Consider the following 13,985-nt stretch of genomic DNA (forward strand, 5'->3'; position numbering starts at 1 on the left):
GTCGGTTGTCTAGATCACACCATCACAACCAAGATGTCTCAATCGCAAAAAAACCCCGCTCGTTATCCGAGCGGGGTTTTTGTCGTTGCGAGTCGCTGGTTTTCACAGCCCTACCACATGTATTCCGCACCGACGGTGAAACCTTGCAGGGTCAGACTGTCGTAGGCCAGGTTGCCAGCGGTCACCCGTTGGGGCGAACTGCTGGCCTGAAAGTCCATGCCGCCGAAGGCAATATCGTCGACAGCCAGGACGTAGTACGAACCGCGTAGGGTCAGCGAGTGCGTCAGGCGATAGATCCCTTTCAGTTCAAGGTCGGTCAGGATCGTTCCGCGTTGATCGCCGTCGACAACGGTTTGGGGTACGAGCGAGTTGGCCGAGATCCGAATCGTTCGGTCGACGTCGTTCTGCACCCAAGCTCCTTTCGCACCCAGGCCGAGCGAAATTCCCGGAGCCACGTTCCACCAGAAATCGAATCCGGTCTGCGGCCCGAACAACCGGTTTTCGGTATCGGAGTCGGCATTGAAGAACCGGTCATAGATCCCCGGATTGGGGCCGGTCGTCACGTCGGTTTGTCCTTGAGTCGAGTAGCGAAGCCCATCGTCATATCGCATGAATCGCAAACCGACGAGCCAAGAGCTTTGGAATCGGCAGTAGGGGAACATCGTGCGGCGGCGATAGTTGAACTCGGCCGAGTGAAATCGGCTTCGTGCTTCGATCGATTGCGTGGTCGAACGGTCGGTGTCATCGAAACCACCGGCGACCGGGGCGGTGCCAAAATCGGTGAGGAAGGAATACAGGTTGCCTTCCAAGTTGACGCCGATCACATCCGCTGTTGCCGATGCCCCTTCCTTCCATTCGTTGCCGCCCATGTAGGTCAATTCGACGTTGCCGCCCACACCCCAGATGAATGCAACCGACGCTCGCACGCCGGCTTCCAAATCATCCAAGCCGTCGTCGTTGAGCGTCAGTGCGGGAGTGCCGCTGGTGCCGCTACCACGTTGGGCGATGACCGAGGAACTGGTCCCTTTGATTTGCCGATCCAGGAACAATGCTTCCAAGCTGATGTCATACCAGCGTTGGTTGCAAATGCCGGCCTCTTCGTAAGGACGCAACAAGCTGACGGCCGATGCCAGGCACGAGCCCGCATAGCCGAACGGCAGTTCTTTACACGCCGTGCATCCGGCACCGCGACAGAACAGGCAACCCGTGCCGCCGCTGCGGAGTTTCCCAAGGATGCCGCCGCCGCCGAGCATGCCGTTGCACGAACAACCGCCTCCGCCGCCACAGGTTCCACAGACCATGCGGTCCATGCAAGCCTGCATCGGCAGTGCACCGCAACCGCCGGTGTCGCATCCATTGTTGTAGCCGACCGGCATCACCGGTGACCCACTCATACCCATCATGCCAGGAGCGCCGATCGGCGGCATTCCGGCTGGAGTGACGAAGCCGCTGGCGGCTAAGTCATAATTGGCAAGCGATACGCCCGATGAGGGATAGCCCTGTGCCGAAGCCTCGCCGGAGAGTAGTCCGGCGGCAAAAATTGCCGCGGCCACTGCTAGGCCGGTCCCCACCAGCGCCGAACCGGCACGGTAAAGACCAGGGAGAGGTTTGGCAGCGGGCAGACGGGACGTACCCGCTTCGCTGTCTGTGTTTGTCAAACGGTTGACCATGTTTCGAATCATTCGGTGCATCGCAAACGTCTCCGCGGTCGCAGCCGCCTCGCTGTTGGGGCTCGTTCGCCCGAGCCATGCGTGCACACCTGTGCCACGCTGGGATCCCGAGCCGCAATTTGGAGAGAGGAAATGACCGGCGCGTCGATGCAATGCATCCACGCCCGCCGCATCAAGGTGCAGCGATCAACCAGTTCCCCCCTGGTAATTCAATGTTGAAACGAATCCCGCTCGGCAAACCGCGTCCATCCAACCGGGTCAAACCCGGCCTCGATTGGTGCATCGGATGCGTCCTAAGAATCGCTTCAAGCGGAGTTATCGGCAAAGACCACCCCGGTGGTTTGGTTAATTCCGGTAGAACCACTCAGGAAATCTGTATCAGTCAATACGGATACGCCAAAAGTCATGTTTTTTTTGGCTTTCGTCGGGGGAGCAACACGCTGTTGGGTTTGCTTGACAGCTGTCTCCTACCGACAATAGCAGGTCGCTGAAATCAGGGTCGGTTTGCCCTCAACCGCCTCACGCCTCCCCAAGCCCGTTGCCACGCTCGGATATGTCCCCCTCCTCGCCCGACGCATCGAATCGCAATGGATCGCAAGACGTTCCCGCGACCAGGTCAGCGCGAAGAGATCGGAAACGTCCGCCGGGCGACAGCCAGCCCCGACCTACCCCTGCCGCCGCCGCTGAATCGGTCGCATCATTGGTAAGACGCTTGGGGACACCACCGCCGGATCTTGCCGCACAACTGGCACAACGTTTCAAGGACGCCTGTCGACAACACCTGGCCGATGGCGAAACCATCGCCGCGATCAATCTGGACGATTGGACGATTGGCCTTGATGGCGAGCTTTGCTTCACCGGTATCGCACCGCCGGCCGATCAAGGCAGCCGCGATCTCGAAATGCTCTCCGCAGAGTTCCTCCAACTACTTTCCGCGCCACGCCCCGCGATCGCTCGCCAAAGCGTCCCCTCCCGCACCCGGAACCGCGTCGATCGAGATCGCTTCCAATCCCACAATCGTTTCGAAACACACGCCACCGAACCGACGCAATCTCTCGCGCTGTCCAGCATCGAACAGGCTCGACGAGAAAAACTGATCGAACAATTCACCGCGTCGCTGGTCGATCGCTTCGGTCCAGCCGCGGTCGCCCCGCCCGAGCTGAGCGAGGAGAAAATTCGCCCCGGCAAACCCCAGCCGATCGCGCGCGATCGGCGATTCAACTGGAATCTGGTCCTGGGGGTCGGATCCGCCGCTGTCGCCGTCGCTTTGATCGGCACCGCGATCCGAATCCAGCAGCATCGCTCGCAGCGCGCCGAAATCCGTGCCAGCCAAACCACAACGGTCGAACAAACGGCGGCGCCCTCCGTGGGCGATCCCCCCGCCCCGCCAAAAACGACCGAACGCGAAGCACCACCAGGGCCGCCGCTCGTCGCTTCCCCACCCATTGATCAAGATCGTGATCCAGCCGACGCGCCTGCGCCGTTGGAGTTTACCGTCCCCTCGGTCATCGATCGTGAAGACATTCGCGGCGGATTCGATGTCATGGACGATCTGGATGACTTGCTCGCCAGCGGCCTCTCGGGTGATCCCACGGACCTGCTTGATCCCTCGGTCGATCTCGCGATCGAGCCCCCCGAAACAGCGAAATTCGAATCACCGGAAATCACGACGCCACTGGCACCAACCGAGGACTCGCGATCCGGCTCGGCGGCCCGCTCAAGTTCATTCGTTTTCTCTGAAAACGACGCCACGAACGACGTGAACGAAACGCTGGAATCGGTGCTCCAGTCGGATGCCTCCGATCAAGACGCCGCCGAAGTCCCTCAACAGACCCGGCCGTCGGCAGATCGATTCGTCGAATTGCCACCCCGCGTCGACAGCCAAACTGAAACCGTCATCGACCCATCGGCCGGCTCGGTCGAACGCATCGAGTTTCCCAGCGCGGTCGCTATCGCACTTTCCGACGCGGCAACGGACGATACGCGAAACCTGATCAATCAACAGACCGGAAATCCGATCGCACAACTGATCCGAACCGGCCCCGCCACGGTGCTCCGCTGGTCAGACAACGCCGCTCGAGACGGCCTGTCACAGAAACTGTTGCATGGGCGACTGGTGCTCTCCGACGGACAATCCGTCTACCTGCGACCGTCGATCGAGTCCGATCCCTATCCGTTTTCGCTGGATCCGCGCCGATGGCGCCCCAGTTGGCCACTCGGCGCCCCGCTGCCGGCCGACGTGTCGCGATTGGAAATCGAGCTGTCCGCCCCCGATTCGATCGACTTGGCTTGGCACACCCCCTTCGATCCGGAACACCCCCACCACGGTTCGGCGATCGCGATCTTGACACCGACCGACGGAGAGACGGTCGCAATTGCTGTCAAACTGGACATCGATTGCTCGCGCAAGCTTTCTTGCCGGATGCAGTTCGGCGGCCGATTAGATCCCTCGCTGCCCTGGGTTTCGCTCAGCCGAGAGAGCTTTGCCGCCGAAAACGCGTTGTGGACCGAAAATCACCGCAAACTGGTGATGCAACGCGGGATGTACAAACAAAGCTACAGTTCGGCCAACCAGATGGATCGCCAAATGATGCGGACACGTGGGCAGAGGATCGAAGCCGACCTCGAGCGTGCGGAGGCGGTTTTAGAGCGGTTGACGCTGCTCGGCGAGCTGGCGGTCAGAATCGAGCAGCATGTCAAATTGCATCTGCATGCACTCGTCCAATGGCCCGATGCCCCCCAGACACTTCTCCGCACGACAAGCCAAGACACGCCCAGCCAAGACACAGCCCCCGAAGAATAAGTGTGCCACGCCCACGATTTCGACAATTTCTGCATGCCCGGTTAATCTTTGCCGGTTATTCATCCGATACCGGTTGTGACGGGATTCGAATTCATTCGACGGCCCCGGTACGTGACGATTCAAACAAGGCATGGAAGCCATGAGCCGAAAATCGACATCTGGACGCATCACACGAGCTACCGCTATCGCCCTCTTTGCAGGCACCTGCCTGATCGGCGCGAGCGGATGCCAAGTGGGCATTAATGGGCAGACATTGCCGAGTCCTTACTACTTGCAGGACGACGTGCAGTATTTCCCGAGCGGGCCAGAGTTCAAACTCTCCCGTGAAGCGGCGGCCCTCAAAGCTGCTCGAGCCCAAGAAAAACAGTCTCGCAACTGAGCAAGCCTGAGCGATTGCCGGCTGCGTTGCGTGGCTGCGGCTCATCGTTGACGCAGTTCCGCATCACCGAGCTGAAATGCTGCGCGAGTGTTCCCGCTCGTGCTCTGGAATTCCATCTTGGGGTTGCGTTTGCCGAGCGGAAAAGGGGTCAGGCTGCAACTTGCGGAACAATCAAATGACCACTGAGCCCACCGCTGGCAGCGCGACCCCACGGATCTCATGCACCCTGTCATCCGTGGGTTCGCGCTGCCAGCGCTCAACAGGATTGGTGAGCCGCCGGCCGTAGGGCGCTGGCCGTAGGACCTCGGGCATGGCGCCAGCCCCGGCCGTTTCGATGCGTTTCAGCGGCCGTAGACGATTTTCAGGCGAGCTTTCCGATCGCCTCGGCGACCAACGCTGGGTCGTCTTTTTCCCGCAGATGTTCGATCTGCTCGGCCGGCAATCCGGCCTTCTCCAGATGGCTGATCAGCCGTTTCCAGACGGTTTCTCGCTTCTTGCCTTGGCTCAGGTACAGCTCGCTGACCGCTTCTTGAGCCTTTTGGATCCCGATCGAATCCCGGTTTTGGTAGTAATTCTTGATAATTCGTTCTTGATAGGGCGAACGGTGGTCGCTCATATTCAGTTTCCGAATGGAAAGGTGTGGTCGAATGTCATGGGCCGGTCAAGACGGTTATCGGCCGGGCGGTTCGGTCCCTATAGTAGGCGTTTCCGAGTAAGCTTTATACGGCTAAATCGGCGTCAGGAAACCCGTCAATTCTGACCACCGTCGAAATCGGGCGATGAGCGAAACGCGCCCGCGGGCGGCTCACGCCGATCCCACGGCGATTGGTCCATTGCCCTAAGGAATCAGAAAGTATGTTGGCTTGCCGAGGCGTCCGCGGTGCGACAACGGTCCAAGCGGATGATCGTGACGAAATCTTGCTCGCAACGAGACAGTTGCTGGCGCTGATGATTCGCCAAAACGGGATCGACACGGCGGACCTGGCCAGCGCCTACTTCACCGTGACCAAAGACCTGTCGGCGGAATTCCCCGCGTTGGCCGCGCGCCAACTCGGTTGGCTGGAAGTCCCGTTGTTGTGCGGATACGAAATCACCGTCGAAAAATCGTTGCCACGCTGCATTCGCGTGTTGCTGCACTGGAACACCGAGAAATCACAGTCCGAGATCCAGCACTTTTACTTGCACGACGCGGTAAAATTGCGGCCCGATCTGTCGGAGCTTCCGCCCGTGGATTTTGACGAGCTGGAACAATGGATCCAGTCCCAACTGTCTTCCACCCCCTAGATCGCTGCACGAGTTTCAAAGCCTTGGCCAAGAAATCCAACGTCCGATTTCACCCTGCGGTCGATTTGAGCGTGATTCACGCCTCGTTCGTCGTCGCCACCGGTGGCGTCTGCAGCGACCAGCGGACCGAATCGGCACTGAGCGGTCCGACCAGCGAAATCAACACCCGGCTGGTTTCGGCGCTGGCCGACGTCCGAGCGTTCTGGTCGGCACTGTTCGCCTCGGTTGCCGCCGGGCGGACCGCCCGGCAGTCCTGTCCGCCGGCCCTGGTCGCCGCCGGCTGCAGCGAACTTCAAATCGACCAGACCGCCGCGGCGCTGGGAACCCAACTCGACCAATGCCGGATCGCTTACCAACAACGTTTTCCCAAGCTGGAACAACAGCTCGGCCTGCGTGCCGGTCCCCTGAAAGATCGCTGGCAAACCTATGGTCCGGGCCTGTTGATCGAAACGGCGCGACAGATCTGGGGGTCGGCGCCGCCGGAGAAATGGTGGCCCGAGAACGTCGATTGTCTGTTGGTCCAACCGGTCCGCGGCGGCGATGGCGGGTTTGACTCGGGCCAATGCCGCGTCTGGATCGAAGCGATGTTGACCGACGCCGATCCCGCCGTGAGCGAGATCTTTCGATTGGCATTCTGGGTCACACAAGTCGCCGTGGGTCGGCACTTGGCGGCAACACTGGGACAGGGCGAAACCCCCAGCCACCCCGAAGACTTCGGCTCGGGAACTCACCGCCGCACCACGTTGCCCTGGGATCTCGGCTGCGTGCCGGTCGTGTTGACCGCCGGGGCGAATCTGGAATTGTTCCGCGCCGATCCCCTGCCGGTCCAGACCGCTGTGGCGTTGTGGCGGCTCGGCGACGAGTCGGTCGGCAAGATCGTCGCCAACTGGTGGGACCAATGGAAAGACGCCGGCGCGGCGATGCCGGTCGCCTTGTTAGCCCTCGATCGCATGCTCGCCCCGCTTCGCAAACGGTCCGAAACCGCACGATCGGCGGGACAAGACGACTTTGCCGACCACGAACTGGACTAATTGGGACCGCTGTCGTCGCCGATCTTGACCTTGATCGATCCCAGCATTCGCGTCATTTGGTCTTCTTTCTTTCCGACGAACAGAATGTTGTCCAGCACGATCGCCCGCTTCTCCGTCGTCGGGTGCAGAATCAATCGCCCCGCCCCCAACAACATGTATTCAAACACGTCGTTGATCTCTTTGTCGACACGCAAGTTCGGAGCCGGATAGCGTTTCAAATCGCTCAGCAAACCGTGGTGATGCAGCAGTTCGTTGTTGGACAATTCCCAATAGTTGAATTTGGTGCTGACAAAGACCGCGATGTACATCAACGTCATACCGATCGTCGTGCACAGAAAGAACGTCGTGTTGGCGACCGGACGGATCCGCTTGATCCAATCCCCCACCGCAGGCAATAAATCGGGGCGGGTGAGAAATAGCATCCACACTCCCATCGCGACCGTGGTCACGATAAACACCAGCGTTAGCGACGTCGCCCTGGGAAAATCAAAGACGATGATGAACAAGTTGGCCATCATCACACACAGGAAAATCCCTGTCATCACAACCGGGACGGTCTCGCTCGGATCGGCAATCGAGTGACCGCCAGCCCACAACACCAACGTCGCAAGGGTCGAGATGATCAACGTCGGGTACATGAAAATGAACTTGGGATACGGCACCAGATAGATCCGCTTTTTCTGCGATCCACCCGATCCATGCGAATGCACATGGGCATGCCCGTGCTGCTCGTTTCCCTGGGCTTCGTCCCCGTCATGCTGCTCAGCTTCTGTCATCGTGTCGCCTTTTTGAGATTCTTACTTCCGATGTCGATCCAACTACAGGCCCGGGCACCAATCGATGCCCCGCTCGGGCGCGCGACACGCCGACAATCAATTCCCTCGGTCGCGCCGTTGCCACGGTCGGGTCGGGACGCTGAAATCTATCAGGTCCGAACCTTGCACTTAATACCCGCTTCGCGCAACCGCGACAGAAGCTGATAATTCGTGCCGAAATCGTTTCGACACGGCCCCGCACAAAGTCCTAGGCGGCTGCCGCAAACATCCGAAAGGCTTGAGTGGAGTTTATTTTTGATGAGTGATCTGATGCAACGCACCCTCGTTCTTCTCAAACCCGACGCGGTCCAGCGGCGATTGATGGGACAATTGATCGCGCGATTCGAAGCCAAAGGCTTGAACATCGTTGCAATGAAGATGCTGAAAGTGACGCCGGAAATGGCGAAAAAGCACTACGCCGAACACGTCGATAAACCGTTTTACCCGAGCCTGGAAGCGTTCATCACCTCGGCCCCGATCGTCGCCATGGCGATCGATGGACTCGACGTCATCAAAGTCGTTCGCGACATGCTGGGCGCCACCAGCGGGCTCAACGCCGCCGCCGGCACCATTCGCGGCGATTTCAGCAGCAGCCGGCAAATGAACCTGGTCCACGCCAGCGACGGTGCCGAAGCGGCCAAACGAGAGCTGGGCATCTACTTCGACGACAGCGAGATCTGCCGCTATGAACCCGTCCTGACGCCCTTCCTGCGCGCCGGCGACGAATAACGAAACCGCGTGGCATCGAGAACCACGCGTAAAGAATCACGCCCGCTGCGAGGCGTGACGTCACCCTGCCTGATTGGGCATTGGATCGACACATCGTTCGTCACCCTCCCAATGGGAGGGTGACTTCACTCAATGACGATTCCACGGCTTAACTTGCTGCCTATGGAGTCGAACGCAGCGAGGGAGGGTCAATAAGCCGGCACCGAACAGGCCGCCTTGAACAAGCGCCCCAGCGGCTGCCTACAGCACGTTCCGCACGACGCCCACGGCGACGCCGACAACCTTGGCGTCGTCGACATACAACGGCGACATCTCCGCGTTGGCCGGTTGCAGCCGAATGCGGCCCTCTTCCGGGAACCAAAACTTCAGCGTCGAGTCTCCGCTGGGAAGCTCCGCCACCACCATCTGGCCCGGTTCAGCCGATTCCTGCTTTTGAATGACGACAAAGTCGCCGTCTTGGATGTGCGCTTCGATCATCGAATCACCCGACACCTGCAGGATAAAACGGTCGTTCTGGCAGAACATCCCGCTGAAATCCATCGTGTCGCTCTGCTCAAATGCCAAGGCAGTCGTTCCGGCGGCAACCATCCCGGCCATCGGAAGACTGTGATTTTGACGATCGAGCTTTTCGGTCAATTCGATCGCCCGCGACTTGTTGGGGCTGCGGTGGATCAATCCCTTTCGCTCCAGCGCACGCAAATGACACATCACCCCGTTGGGGCTCTTGATGCCAAATGCCTCGCCGATCTCACGAACCGTTGGTCCATAGCCCCGGTTGAGAATTAACTCTCGAATCAACTCGTATACCCGCCGTTGGCGGTCGGTGAGTTGCTTGGTCCCCATTAGCCTTCTCAGTAAACGGTGTGATGTCGTCGCAGTGACAACATGAACAGTGTATGTGGTCCATTTGCCAAAGTCCATGAAACCCGAACACGGGCCAGATGGAGTATAGCAGGACCCCCGGCATTAAATCGTGCGGAATTGAACCGGTGCCAAAATGATTAGGAGCACATCTGTCCAATACCGTAGTGCTAATCGGCGTGCCGTTCGATTTCCCGACGCGTTGTCGCCACCGAACACAGATTTTCGTGGATCGGGCCGCATCGATCAGCCACCGTTGGTGCGGCCGGTTTTCGACTTCGACCGCCAGGCAAACGCCACAAACCGCTGCACAGAAAGACTTTACAGACACACTTTCGTTGGCAGATGGGACTCACCCCCGCCGCGGGCGACACTTTTTCCACGCCCCGGAAAACTCGCACAAAGCGGGCAGGTTTGACAACGGGCAAGTCCAGATTCGGACCATGCGACCGGGAATTATTGCCCCAGTCGAATGATCGTCCGGGTCGAAAAAAAAAGCATCCGCAACTTGCTAGCAATCGGTTTGACTTGCGTGCTAGCAAACATAGAATCTCGCCCACTTGATGAACGCGACGTGAAGAAATCACGTCCCCACACCAACGTGTCCGCAAACGCTGTGGACCGCACCACCGGGGGGGCCAGTTTCAACGTCGACGATTCAAGTCCCTCATCGATCCGGGAGGCTGAGATGCCACCCAGCGGAGCTAGGTTGGCTGCTTTTCTTGCCAACGCTTTGGCTGCTTTTCCGGTTCGATGGATTCCCCAAGAACACACCAATCCGATCGACACAGCACAACGATGCGTGGCCGCATGTCCGTGTCGTCTGGTTGGTTCCCGACTGATCCCGCGAACATCCATGATGGAGGACTGCGCTCCCGGTATGTCCACACCGCACGGCTGCACCGATGACTCGGACGTCATCGCGACATTCAAGGAGGCTTTGAAGCAACGTGTGGGGCACGAGCGTTTCCAGATTTGGTTCTCGGGCGTTCGCTTTGTTCTCGAAGCCGCTGACGCAGTTGCCGGGACCGCCGACCCCTCGCGATCGATCGTCGCCGTCGCGGCCGGACAATTCGCTGCCGACCGACTGAGCAATCACTACCTGGCCGCGATGCGCGGTGCCGCCGCATCGGCCTGTGGCGCGTCGACGACCGTCAGGGTCCACGTCGAGGATCGCCCCACGCTCCAAGCCGAGTTGCCATTTGCCGAAGCGGGCGCCAGCGATGCCACCGACGCAGGCGATGCGACCGACGCTCGCGAGCCTGACGAGACTTCCCGCCCCGCGTCCTCGGTGCGACAAGAACGCCGAACCGCGGCGAAAGCAGCCGCAGCATCCGTCGTGCGAAAGCCGCGGGGCACCCAGTCGCTGCAAGCGATCCTGCGAGACGGCACCGATTCACGAAAGTCACCGCGGCCGAAACGAATCGCGACATCGCGACCGACGGTCTCGGCCGCTGGCGCGTTCGCCGGCGGGATCACATCGCAGGCAACAAAAGCCGAAGTCAAGCCATCGACCACCGAGACGCCCCATCACGCTTCCAACACGCGAAGCGAATGCAGTTGGGAGAACTTTGTCGGCGGGCAGTGCAACGAGCTGGCGCGGACGGCCTGCAAAATGGCCATCGAAAGCCCCGGTCTGGCGTCCCCCTTGGTCCTGTGGGGACCGCCAGGGTCCGGCAAAACGCACCTGCTGAGCGCCGTGGCTGGAAAATTACGCGGTCTCCATCGCATGCGACGGGTCGTCTACCTGTCCGCTGAAGAATTCACCAATGACTTCATCAAGGCGCTCAACGGAAACTGCTTGCCCGCCTTTCGGTCTCGTTTTCGTGACGCCGACGCACTGTTGATCGACGACATCCAATTCTTCGTCGAAAAGAAGGCCACGATTCGTGAACTCCACCACACCATCGAGATGCTTGCCGAAGTCGGCAAACCGCTGGTGTTTGCCGGAACCAAGTCGCCCAATGAGATCAACGGACTGGGCGGAGAACTTTCGGGGCGATTGGCTTCGGGGCTGGTTTGCCAAGTCGAATCGCTGGACACCCAGACGCGAACGCAACTGCTCGCACGCTACGCGGAAGAGCGCTGTTTGATCCCTTGGCCCGACGCGACGCTACAAGAAATCGCATCGGTCGCCGGCGGTGACGGGCGACTGCTCAGCGGCATCGTCAATCTGGTCGCACTGCTGCAACGGATGCACGGCCAAATGCCCTCGATGGACCAAATCCGTCAGCACGGCGCCCACCTGCTCCGCTCCTCCGGTGTCCCGATCACGCTCAGCGCCATCGAACGTGCCGTCGAAAAAGTCTTTCAATTGGATTCCAAGTCGCTGCAGTCGGGTTCACAAACCAAGTCCATCACCGAACCGCGAATGCTGGCGATGTACTTGGCCCGCGAGATGACCAGCAGCGCCTACTCCGAAATCGGCGGGCACTTCGGGGGACGCAGCCACAGCACCGCGATCCTGGCCAATCAGCGTGTCCGCCAATGGCTCGACGCCGGACGCAGCGTCGGCAGGGGGCAAGCCGCCCTCTCGACCGATGAAGCGATCCGCAGAATCGAATCCATGCTGAAAACGGGGTAGGTTTCAGGTTTCAGGTTTCAGGTTCTATGAAACCACCCGATATTTTCTTGTCACCGATTTTCTTGTCTGATTCTCCTGTTCCGCCTTCCCTTTTTCTGCCCCCAGTTTTTCTGCCAACTGCCAACTCACTTGAAACTTGAAACTCCAAACTCGAAACTTAAAACCCGCAGCTTGAAACTTTTGTCGAAACACCAGACACTGACCTAGTCTCCCGCTCGGCGGACTTTGCCGCTGCTTCTTCAAAACCTTCCAGGGATCGGAAACTTCATGGCTGACCAGAACGAACGTCCGTGGGACAAAAAGAAAAAGAAACCGCTCTCGGCTGCCGAAATCCTTCAGCGCCAGCCGCCCTATGATCTCGAAGCCGAAATGGGCGTGCTGGGCAGCATTCTGCTGTTGCCCGAAGTCTGTGACGACACCGCGTCCTTGAAAGCGGATGACTTTTACGACGATGCCAATCGGATCTTGTACACGCACTTGCGTGACATGTACGACAACGGCGAGAAGATCGATGTGATGCTGCTCGTTTCCCGGCTGAAAACGTCGGACGAGTTCGACAAGATCGGTGGGGCCGCGTATCTGGCCAAGCTTTCCAACTCCGTGCCCAACGCCGCACACGCGGTTTACTATGCCGGCATCGTTTCCGAAAAAGCAGTTTATCGGAACCTGATCAACGCCAGCACCGAAATTCTCCGCGACGCCTACGACCAGGCCAGCGACGCGCGAGAGCTTTGTGCCCAGGCGGAACAGAAAGTGTTCTCGATCATGGACGGACGCTCGTCCAACTCCCTGCACTCGATGAACGACGTGCTGCACGCCGCGATGGACCGGATGGAAGCCCGCTTGCGCGGTGAAGTCACCGACGGGACCGTTGAAACCGGTCTGGCCGACTACGACACCATGACCGGCGGGTTGCACAACGGCGAATTGATCATTCTCGCCGCCCGACCGTCGATGGGAAAAACGGCACTGGCGATGAACATCGCCGAACACGGGGCGATCGAAATGCGACAACCGGTGCTGTTTGTTAGCTTGGAAATGTCGGGCATCGAATTGGCCGACCGGATGCTCTGCTCCCTCGCCCGCGTCAACGGTCACCGCCTGCGAAACGGAACGATCAGCGCCGAGGACCAAACCCGCTTGATCAACAAGGCTAACGAAATCAGCACCGCGCCGTTTTTCGTCGATGACTCTCCCAGCCGAACGGTCAGCGAAATCGCCGCCGCCGCACGACGGATCAAACGGCGGCACGGCAGTCTCGGTTTGATCGTGATCGACTACTTGCAACTGATCGAACCGGATAACTCGCGCGACCCCCGTCAAGAACAAGTCGCAAAGATCGCCCGTCGCCTGAAAGGGATGGCGCGTGAACTGGGCGTCCCGATGTTGTGCCTGTCGCAATTGAATCGCCAGGCCGAAGACAGCAAAGACCACCGCCCCAAACTCAGCCACTTGCGTGAATCCGGGGCCATCGAGCAAGACGCCGACGTCGTGATGTTCGTCCACCGCGAAGAGTATTACCATCGCGGTGAAGAACGCGCCCAGTACGCCGGGCAAGCCGAAATCATCATCGCCAAACAGCGGAACGGCCCGGTCGGCGACGTGCAATTGACCTGGGAATCCGACTTCACCCGGTTCAGCAACCGCGCCCCCGAACACCACGATGAATTCAGCGACTACGCCGAGTTCACCGCGCCCGGCGGGTTCTGATTGGACAGCGGCATCACTGGTTCACCCAATGCTCATGCACTTACGCGCCGACGCTGCGTAACGCGTGTCCTCGTTCTTTGCATGGCGCCTTGTTTTCGGCAAGGCCGAGATTTCTTGTG

Annotated in this window: 11 protein-coding genes; 7 read left to right on the top strand and 4 right to left on the bottom strand. The window is 59.5% G+C overall.

The genetic code is table 11. The annotated features are described in order from the left end of the window. Positions 1 to 110: 110 nt before the first annotated feature. The gene (locus TBK1r_RS07305; RefSeq protein WP_419581081.1) at positions 111 to 1,682 is read right to left on the bottom strand and encodes a BBP7 family outer membrane beta-barrel protein; all 1,572 of its coding nucleotides are present in this window, start codon (positions 1,680 to 1,682) and stop codon (positions 111 to 113) included. 700 nt (positions 1,683 to 2,382) lie between these two features. Between TBK1r_RS07305 and TBK1r_RS07310 the strand changes: the two genes are divergently transcribed. Both TBK1r_RS07310 and TBK1r_RS07315 read left to right on the top strand, forming a co-directional pair. Then, positions 2,383 to 4,473, top strand: coding sequence for a hypothetical protein (locus TBK1r_RS07310; RefSeq protein WP_145208542.1), 2,091 nt, complete (start codon positions 2,383 to 2,385; stop codon positions 4,471 to 4,473). Between the two features lie 139 nt (positions 4,474 to 4,612). Then, entirely contained in the window at positions 4,613 to 4,852 is a 240-nt protein-coding gene (locus tag TBK1r_RS07315; RefSeq protein ID WP_145208544.1) for a hypothetical protein, read from the top strand. A gap of 361 nt (positions 4,853 to 5,213) precedes the next feature. Here the strand turns inward: TBK1r_RS07315 and TBK1r_RS07320 are convergent, their stop codons facing one another. After that, complete coding sequence (locus TBK1r_RS07320) at positions 5,214 to 5,468, bottom strand: hypothetical protein (RefSeq protein ID WP_145208546.1); 255 nt, start codon at positions 5,466 to 5,468, stop codon at positions 5,214 to 5,216. A gap of 239 nt (positions 5,469 to 5,707) precedes the next feature. Between TBK1r_RS07320 and aroH the strand changes: the two genes are divergently transcribed. Continuing rightward, entirely contained in the window at positions 5,708 to 6,136 is a 429-nt protein-coding gene (aroH, locus tag TBK1r_RS07325; RefSeq protein ID WP_145208548.1) for a chorismate mutase, read from the top strand. Between the two features lie 23 nt (positions 6,137 to 6,159). After that, on the top strand, positions 6,160 to 7,167 hold the full coding sequence (locus tag TBK1r_RS07330; RefSeq protein ID WP_145208550.1) for a hypothetical protein: 1,008 nt from the start codon (positions 6,160 to 6,162) through the stop codon (positions 7,165 to 7,167). On the opposite strand, the gene TBK1r_RS07335 is transcribed toward TBK1r_RS07330, so the two are convergent. Further along, the gene (locus tag TBK1r_RS07335) at positions 7,164 to 7,943 is read right to left on the bottom strand and encodes a hypothetical protein (protein ID WP_419581082.1); all 780 of its coding nucleotides are present in this window, start codon (positions 7,941 to 7,943) and stop codon (positions 7,164 to 7,166) included. The two genes, TBK1r_RS07330 and TBK1r_RS07335, sit on opposite strands and share 4 nt — an antisense overlap. 309 nt (positions 7,944 to 8,252) lie before the next feature. On the opposite strand from TBK1r_RS07335, the gene ndk reads away from it, so the two are divergent. Continuing rightward, entirely contained in the window at positions 8,253 to 8,711 is a 459-nt protein-coding gene (gene ndk / locus TBK1r_RS07340; RefSeq protein ID WP_145222217.1) for a nucleoside-diphosphate kinase, read from the top strand. A 240-nt stretch (positions 8,712 to 8,951) separates the two neighbouring features. Here the strand turns inward: ndk and lexA are convergent, their stop codons facing one another. After that, positions 8,952 to 9,554, bottom strand: a complete 603-nt coding sequence (lexA, locus tag TBK1r_RS07345) for a transcriptional repressor LexA (RefSeq protein ID WP_145208552.1) — start codon at positions 9,552 to 9,554, stop codon at positions 8,952 to 8,954. Positions 9,555 to 10,452: 898 nt separating this feature from the next. On the opposite strand from lexA, the gene TBK1r_RS07350 reads away from it, so the two are divergent. Both TBK1r_RS07350 and dnaB read left to right on the top strand, forming a co-directional pair. Beyond that, entirely contained in the window at positions 10,453 to 12,156 is a 1,704-nt protein-coding gene (locus tag TBK1r_RS07350) for a DnaA/Hda family protein (protein WP_419581083.1), read from the top strand. A gap of 267 nt (positions 12,157 to 12,423) precedes the next feature. Beyond that, positions 12,424 to 13,866 (top strand): replicative DNA helicase, encoded by a 1,443-nt coding sequence (dnaB, locus tag TBK1r_RS07355; RefSeq protein WP_095736481.1) that lies wholly within the window; start codon positions 12,424 to 12,426, stop codon positions 13,864 to 13,866. Positions 13,867 to 13,985: the final 119 nt, after the last annotated feature.

It is taken from the genome of Stieleria magnilauensis, assembly GCA_007753675.1.
In the GTDB taxonomy this organism is placed as follows: domain Bacteria; phylum Planctomycetota; class Planctomycetia; order Pirellulales; family Pirellulaceae; genus Stieleria; species Stieleria magnilauensis.

What these genes read in the sequence shown, in the direction of transcription:
- TBK1r_RS07305 (WP_419581081.1), bottom strand. Translation starts at nt 1,682, where the DNA reads ATGATTCGAAACATGGTCAACCGTTTGACAAACACAGACAGCGAAGCG.
- TBK1r_RS07315 (WP_145208544.1), top strand. Translation starts at nt 4,613, where the DNA reads ATGAGCCGAAAATCGACATCTGGACGCATCACACGAGCTACCGCTATC.
- TBK1r_RS07320 (WP_145208546.1), bottom strand. Translation starts at nt 5,468, where the DNA reads ATGAGCGACCACCGTTCGCCCTATCAAGAACGAATTATCAAGAATTAC.
- aroH (WP_145208548.1), top strand. Translation starts at nt 5,708, where the DNA reads ATGTTGGCTTGCCGAGGCGTCCGCGGTGCGACAACGGTCCAAGCGGAT.
- TBK1r_RS07335 (WP_419581082.1), bottom strand. Translation starts at nt 7,943, where the DNA reads ATGACAGAAGCTGAGCAGCATGACGGGGACGAAGCCCAGGGAAACGAG.
- ndk (WP_145222217.1), top strand. Translation starts at nt 8,253, where the DNA reads ATGCAACGCACCCTCGTTCTTCTCAAACCCGACGCGGTCCAGCGGCGA.
- lexA (WP_145208552.1), bottom strand. Translation starts at nt 9,554, where the DNA reads ATGGGGACCAAGCAACTCACCGACCGCCAACGGCGGGTATACGAGTTG.
- TBK1r_RS07350 (WP_419581083.1), top strand. Translation starts at nt 10,453, where the DNA reads ATGTCCACACCGCACGGCTGCACCGATGACTCGGACGTCATCGCGACA.
- dnaB (WP_095736481.1), top strand. Translation starts at nt 12,424, where the DNA reads ATGGCTGACCAGAACGAACGTCCGTGGGACAAAAAGAAAAAGAAACCG.